The organism is Marinobacter sp. (assembly GCF_040904845.1).
Taxonomy (GTDB): Bacteria; Pseudomonadota; Gammaproteobacteria; order Pseudomonadales; family Oleiphilaceae; genus Marinobacter.
The window spans coordinates 58270-65676 of sequence record NZ_JBBDSR010000002.1; the positions used below are offsets into that span (position 1 = coordinate 58270).

The 7407-nt window shown below is 59.1% G+C and carries 5 protein-coding genes; all 5 read right to left on the reverse strand.

The features are described 5' to 3' along the window. Positions 1-284: 284 nt before the first annotated feature. On the reverse strand, positions 285-2114 hold the full coding sequence (locus tag WD429_RS00365) for a long-chain-acyl-CoA synthetase (protein WP_368420177.1): 1830 nt from the start codon (positions 2112-2114) through the stop codon (positions 285-287). Positions 2115-2180: 66 nt separating this feature from the next. Continuing rightward, positions 2181-3008: an SDR family oxidoreductase gene (locus WD429_RS00370; protein WP_368420178.1), complete on the reverse strand. Its 828-nt coding sequence runs from the start codon at positions 3006-3008 to the stop codon at positions 2181-2183. After that, on the reverse strand, positions 3005-4987 hold the full coding sequence (locus WD429_RS00375) for an acetyl-CoA carboxylase biotin carboxylase subunit (RefSeq protein WP_368420179.1): 1983 nt from the start codon (positions 4985-4987) through the stop codon (positions 3005-3007). Before WD429_RS00375 ends, WD429_RS00370 begins: the two co-directional genes overlap by 4 nt. A 201-nt stretch (positions 4988-5188) precedes the next feature. Further along, positions 5189-6010, reverse strand: a complete 822-nt coding sequence (locus WD429_RS00380; protein WP_368420180.1) for an enoyl-CoA hydratase/isomerase family protein — start codon at positions 6008-6010, stop codon at positions 5189-5191. A 154-nt stretch (positions 6011-6164) separates the two neighbouring features. Further along, the gene (locus WD429_RS00385; RefSeq protein ID WP_368420181.1) at positions 6165-7325 is read right to left on the reverse strand and encodes an acyl-CoA dehydrogenase family protein; all 1161 of its coding nucleotides are present in this window, start codon (positions 7323-7325) and stop codon (positions 6165-6167) included. Positions 7326-7407 lie beyond the last annotated feature (82 nt).

Genomic DNA, 7407 nt, shown 5'->3' on the forward strand with positions numbered 1-7407 from the left:
GTCGGATTAGGCGAAGCCGTAATCCGACAACCAGTTTAAGAATCCGCACAGAATTGCCGGATTACGCCGTTGGCTAATCCGACCTACGGTTTTGATGTTCAAAGTTGACGGCCAATGTCTGGCTGCCATATCGGGTGGGGCCTCCCAAAAATTTCGGAGGCCACGGATGGCCGGAGAGAAGCACACATGGATGTGCTTGTAGCGGTTTTTGAGAGGCCCCATCCGATATGGCATAACGCCGAACCCAGAAGGCTAGGGCCCAAGCCCACAAATAACTCCAAACGTCAGAAACTAACCTGCCCAGCATCAATCTCAGACACCAGCTTCTCATCAAGCTTGGTATACCCATCAGTCCGGGGCAGCCACCCATAAACCGCCTCGCCATTCTTACCGAGAGAATAGCCGGCTTTCTGGATATCCACCTTGCGGTACTTGAAGGTGCCGGTCTTCTCGATGGTGTGGGTCACGCGTACGAACACCGGAATGGCGTAGGCGGGCAGGTTTTCCTTCAGGTAGGCGGACAGTTTGTTAACGTCAAACTCGCTGCCGTTGCTGTGTGGCACCAGCGTCACCATGCCGGCTTTGCCGTTGGTTTTGGGAATTTCCACGCCGTAGACGATGGCTTCTTCCACCATGCCTGAGCCATCAAGGATGTTTTCCACTTCGGTGGTCGAGACGTTTTCGCCCTTCCAGCGGAACGTGTCGCCCATGCGGTCAACGAACTGCAGGTGGCCGCAGCCGATTGCCCGGAGCACGTCGCCGGTGTTGAACCAGGCGTCACTCTTTTTGAAGGCACTTCGAAGGATGGATTTTTCCGTGGCGTCTTTTTGAGTGTAGCCCTCGAAAGACCACTTTTTGGTGATCTCGCCAATCAGCAGGCCCGGCTCGCCTTTGCGAACCTCCTTCATATAGCCCTTCTCATTACGGACCGGGTCTCGGGTGCCCTCGTGGAATTTCACCAGTTTGTACGGGGCGGTGGAGAACCCCACGGTGTTGTCCATGTTGAAGAAGTTGGAGAAACCGATGTTGCCCTCGCTGGACGCATACAGTTCCGCCACGGTTTCGATGGCAAAGCGCTGTTTGAATTCTTTCCAGATGGATGGGCGCAGGCCGTTGCCGATCATTTTGGTCAGGTTGTGGTTCCGGTCCTGCTCGCTGGCGGGCTGGTTGAGCAGATAGCGGCAGAGTTCGCCCACGTAACCAAAGGTGGTGGCGTTGTAATGGCGGACGTCGTCCCAGAAGGCGCTGGCAGAGAACTTGCGGCGCAAGGCAATGGATGAGCCGCCGGCAAGCACTGAGCCCCAGCATACCAGTAATGCTGTGCCGTGATAGAGCGGCAGCGTACAGTACAGGACGTCCTCAGGCTGCATGGCCAGGGACATCAGGCCAAAGCCACCATAGGCTTTCACAAATTTGCGATGGCTGCCGGGTGCTGCTTTGGGCAGACCCGTGGTACCGGAGGTGAACAGATAAATGGCCGTGTCGCCCATGGTTGGCGGCATGCTCAATACCGGGTTGGTGCCCCGATAGGTGCTGACCTTCTCCGCCAGGTTCAAGTAGCCTTCTGGTGCATCACCGTAGATGCTTCGGGTGTTGGTATCTGCCAGGTACAGGAAGGGGGTGCCATGGCGGGTCTCTAGCTCCGTTTTTACTGCATCGAACGACTCCACCAGTTCTTCGCCCACCACTATCATGCGGGGCTTGATCAGGTTCACGCTGTGGGTCAGTACCTTGCCTTTCTGGGAGGTATTGAGCATGGCGCAGGCCACGCCTATTTTTGCGGCACCGGCCACCACCGCCAACAGTTCCGGGCGGTTTTCGAGGAACACGGCGATGGCATCACCCTTCACCATGCCCCGTGCCAGCAGGAAGTTGGCAATCTGGTTCGACCAGTCGTTGAATTCGGACCAGCTGATACTACGGTCTTCGTAGGTGATGGCAGGGCGGGACGGGTATTTTTCCGCGTTTCGCTCCACTAGCGTGCCAAGGGTCAGCTCCCTGTTTTCATTTTTGACCGAGTAGTAATAGTAACCTTTGGCAATGGACGGAAACCGGCGGAGGATGCCGGGAATGCTGCGGACTATGTCACGGGCTGAAACGTTGTCTTGACTCATGGTGCTATCCGTAAGGGTTTTGAGTTGTGGTCTTGTTGTGACCCCGGGACACCATCCGCCCCGAGGCTAATCCAGGAACAGGTCCGATAGCAGCGGTTTGTCGCCTGCGGCGTATCGGTACTGTTCGAAATCGGTTACGCCATCGCCCCGGAGTACATCCTCGTCAATCAGTGTCTGGCCGGTCAGGCTGACGCCCGGTTGATTCAGAATGCTGGTCGCGGCATCGGCCATGATCTCGGGCTTGCGGCCCTGGGCCATCATCTGCGGGCCACCGACTTCAAACTCAATGGCGGCCGTGGCAATCAGCGTTTTGGGCCATAGACAGTTGACGGCGATGTCGTAGCGTTTGAACTCCTCCGTCATCCCCATGCTGAGCATGGTCATGGCGTACTTGGTTGTGGTGTAAGGCCCGTACTGGGCGAACCATTTGGTGTTCAGATTCAGCGGCGGCGACAGGCTCAGAATATGAGCGTTGTCTGACGCCTTCAGCCAGGGCAGCGCGGCCTGGCTGCACAGAAACACCGCTCGGGCGTTGACCTGATGCATCAGGTCGTAACGGCTGGCCTTGAGGTGCTCCACTCCGGTCAGGCGGATGGCACCGGCGTTGTTTATCAGTGCGTCGATGCCGCCAAAATGGTCACCGGCTTCATCTACTCGCTGCTGCACCTGCTTCTCGTTTCGCACATCCAGCACCAGCGGCAGTGCCTGGCCACCGGCCTCCCGAATTTCCTTCGCTACGCTGTGAATAGTGCCTGGCAATTTTGGGTGCGGCGTGTCGGACTTGGCCGCAATCACTACGTTGGCACCCTGTCTGGCGCAGGCCAGGGCAATGGCCCGGCCGATGCCCCGGCTGCCGCCGGTAATAAAGACGGTTCTGTTGTTCAGGCTGTTCATGAGCTGGCCTCCTGTTCTGTCGTTTCGCCAGCGGTAATGTCCACCAGCAACTGGCTGCGCTTAACCTGCTCGCCAGCGCTGACAAGCACTTCGCCGACGACGCCGTCCCGATCTGCTCTGACCGGATGTTCCATCTTCATGGCTTCCAGTATAACCAGTGTCTCGCCCTGCTGGACGCGCTGGCCCGGTGAGACCAGCACATCGATGATGGCACCGTCCATGGAGGCCTGAACCTTGCCGCTACCCGCCCCATTGGCACCCGCCGCTGGCTGATGGGTGACGTCGCGAACCGACCAGGATTGCCCGAACGCCTGTAAATATAGGGAATCCCCTTCACGGTGATATTGGCAACGCTGACGTACGCCGTTGTCGATGATGCATAACAGTCCATCTCCGAAGGTCTCCACGGCGAGCTGATAATGTCTGTCGCCATGGCTGACAGACACGGTACTGCCGGTTTTCCGCACCAGCAGGTCAACGGTTTCGTCGCCGGTATCGAGTTTCATCGGCGTCATAGTGGCGGGGGCGTTGCTCCAGGCGCTCTGGCCTGAAATGCCATGGTCGAGAATGCAGGCGTCCAGAGCGAGTTCGCGGATGTCCGGGGAGAAGGGTGTCAGTGACGGATCATCTCGAAATGCCTGTTGCAGGAAGGCAGTGGTGGCTTCGCCCGCGCCGAAGGTGTCGTTGTTGATGATGCGGCTGAGGAAGTAACGGTTGGTGGTCACCCCGAACACGGTGGTGTCTTCCAGCGCGCGAATCAGCCGGCGGCGTGCTTCATCCCGGTTCTGGCCCCAGGCAATGACTTTGGCGAGCATGGGGTCGTAGTGGGGCGTGATGGTGTCGCCGGAGCGCACGCCGGTGTCGAACCGCAGGCCTTCGCCCCGGGCGGGCTCAAAGACATGGAGCGGGCCGGTTTGTGGTGTGAATTCCCGGGCGGGGTCTTCCGCGTAAAGTCGCACTTCTATGGCGTGGCCGCTGAGCTGGATTTCGTGCTGCTTGAGTGGCAGCGGCTGCCCTTCGGCCACAGCCAGTTGCCAGGCTACCAGATCCTGGCCAGTGATCAGTTCGGTCACTGGGTGTTCTACTTGCAGGCGGGTGTTCATTTCAAGGAAGTAGAAATTGCGATCCTTGTCCACCAGGAATTCCACGGTGCCAGCACCTTCGTAGCCACAGGCGAGCGCGGCTTTGACCGCCGCTTCACCCATGGCCTGTCGCAGGTCCGGAGTGACAAACGGGGAGGGCGCTTCTTCCACCACTTTCTGGTGGCGGCGCTGCACGGAGCAGTCCCGTTCGCCCAGGTAGACGGCGTTGCCGTGGCGGTCAGCAAAAACCTGGATTTCCACGTGACGAGGCTCGATGACGGCTTTTTCGAGGATCAGTTCATCGTCGCCGAAGGCCTGTTTGGCCTCGGAGCGGGCGCGTTTGATGTTGTCTGCCAGTTCGGATTGTTGCTGTACCAGGCGCATGCCGCGCCCACCGCCGCCGGCGGAGGCTTTGACCATCAGCGGGTAGCCGATGTCGACCGCCGCGGCGATGAGTTCGTCATCGCTGGCGTTGTTACCTTTGACAGGGCCCTCGAAGCCGGGAACAACGGGTACGCCGGCTTGCTGCATGGCGATTTTGGAGCGGCGCTTGCTGGCCATGAGGTCGATGGCGTCTGCTGGAGGCCCCACGAAGACCAGGCCGGCGTCTTTGCAGGCGTTGGCGAAGGCGGCGTTCTCGGAGAGGAAGCCGTAACCGGGGTGGATGCAGTCGGCACCGGTTTTCTTTGCAGCATCGAGGATGGCGTCTCCGTTCAAGTAAGACGCGCTAACCTGAGCCGGTCCAATGCAGACGGCTTCGTCGGCCTCATGGACGTGGAGTGCGCGGGCATCAGCTTCGGAGTAGATAGCGACGGTCCGGTATCCGAGAGCCTTGGCGGTACGGATGACTCTTACGGCTATCTCGCCTCGGTTTGCGATCAGGAGCTTTTTTAACATGGTGCTGGTCTCGTATTGTGGTGCCTGTCCGCACCTATGCCGGGGGAGTGCCTCCAGAAAACCGCTACGAGCACATCCATGTGCGCTTCTCTCCGGCCATCCATGGCCTCCGACATTTTCTGGAGGCACTCCCCCGACATAGGCGCTCCCGCTAATTTTTCTCGTGTCTGCTTGTTGAGCACATCTGTTCGGTTTACTGAATCACTCGGCGTCGCCTGCCCACTTCGGGGGGCGTTTTTGCATGAATGCCATGGTTCCCTCCGCGCCCTCATCGCCGCGAATAGCGGAGGCAAACTTCTCTGCTGCGCTATCCAGCAAACCGCTCATGGATTCGTGTCCCACTCGGTGTAGTAACGCCTTGGTTTCCGCTGTTGCGTTTGGGGCACAGTGACGAACCCGCTCCAGGGCTAGGCCCAGTAGTTCGTTGACCTGTTCTTCGGAAGTGGCGACCTGGTGAACAATCCCGAGTGTGCAGGCTTCATCCGCACCAATTCTCAAACCGAGTAACGCCAGCCGGCGCGCTTGGGTCAGACCAATGCGTTCAACAACAAAGGGTGCGATCTGTGCGGGGATAACCCCGAGGGAGGTTTCCGGCATGCCGAATTGGGCGGTCGGTCCCGCGATGGTGACGTCTGATACGCAGGCCAAGCCGAAGCCGCCGCCCATGACGGCCCCTTCGGTGAGGGCGATGACGACCTTGGAGGATTCGTTGACCTGCTGGATCATCTGGCCGAAGGCGCGGTTAAGCCGGTAAAAGGGGTCGGCTTCGCCCTCGTCAGCCTTTTGCCCCCTTGCTCCAGCCATGTCTTTAATGTCACCGCCGGCGCAGAAATGGCCACCGGCACCTCGAATGACCACGGCGCGGATTTCAGCGTCGGCGTCAATTTGTGCGAACACAGTGGATAGCTCGGCCACCATTTGCAGGCTCATGGCGTTGCGCGCGTCTGGCCGGTTAATGGTGACGTGCAGGGTGGGGCCCTGTTTTTCCAGGAGTAACGTTTCGCAGTGTGGTAGCTGGCTCATATTGAGACTCCACGTATGTTGTCTGGGGCCGGTTGCCCGGTGTCGCTGTCCAGGAACGTTGAGGGCCATGGATGGCCCGAATCGAGCCCTACAGGGACGTACTTGTGGGCGTGTCCTGGACAGCGACACCGGGCAGCCGGTCTTGCACCAAATGTCAGTCTTTACGCTTGCCCGGTAGGGTTCCCATCATCTTGCAGATGATCCCCAGCATGATTTCATCGGCACCGCCGCCGATGGACACCAGCCGCACATCCCGGAATGCGCGGGACAGCGGGTTGTCCCACATGTAACCCATGCCGCCCCAGTATTGCAGGCAGCTATCCGTGACCTCACGGCCCAGGCGGCCGGCTTTCAGTTTGGCCATGGACGCCAGGCGGGTGACGTCCTTGCCTTCGATGTGCAGCTCACAGGCCTGATAGGTCAGGGCACGCAGAGCCTCGACTTCGGTTTGCAGCTCCGCCAGGCGGAAGTGGATTACCTGATTGTTGATCAACGGCTGGCCGAAGGTCTTGCGCTCGCGGCAGTAGTCGATGGTCATGTTGATGCAGTTTTCCAATGCCTTGATGACGTTGGCAGCACCCCACATGCGCTCTTCCTGGAACTGCAGCATCTGCATCATGAACCCCGTGCCTTCGGCCCCGATGCGATTGCGTAGGGGTACACGGACGTCGTCAAAGAAAATCTGCGCGGTTTCCGAGGAGCGCATACCCAGCTTGTTCAGGTTCTGGCTGAAAGAAATGCCCGGTGAATTCATGGGCACGATAATCAGCGATTTGTTCTTATGGGGCTTGTCGTCCGAGGTGTTGGCCAGCAGGCAGATGAAATCGGCCTTGGGACTGTTGGTGATCCACATCTTGGAGCCGTTGATGACGTAGTCATCGCCGTCCTGTTTCGCGGTGGTTTTCATCCCCGCGACGTCGGAACCCGCGCCGACTTCACTCACACCGATACAGCCGACCATGTCGCCGGCGATGGCCGGTGCCAGGAAGTCGCGCTTGAGCTCGTCGGAGCCGAAACGGGCAATCGCGGGCGTGCACATATCAGTCTGAACACCCACGGCCAGCGGCACACCGCCACAATGAGCCATGCCCAGCTCTTCCGCCACGACCAGGTTGTAGCTGTAATCCAGTCCCATGCCGCCGTATTCTTCCGGCTTCTGAACGCCCAGCAGCCCGAGGTTGCCGAGTTTTTTGAAGACGTCGTGGATCGGAAACTCCCCGGCTTCTTCCCACTCGTCGCAATGGGGGTTGATCTCTTTCTCCACGAAGTCGCGGACGGTTTTTCTCAGGGCATCGTGTTCGGGGGTGAATTTCATGTTTTTGTTCTCCTACTGATAATCGAGTTCGTGCCTGCTTGTTTTGGTGCAGGTCCGTTAGCTTGGGTGGCGGGTGCGGGGG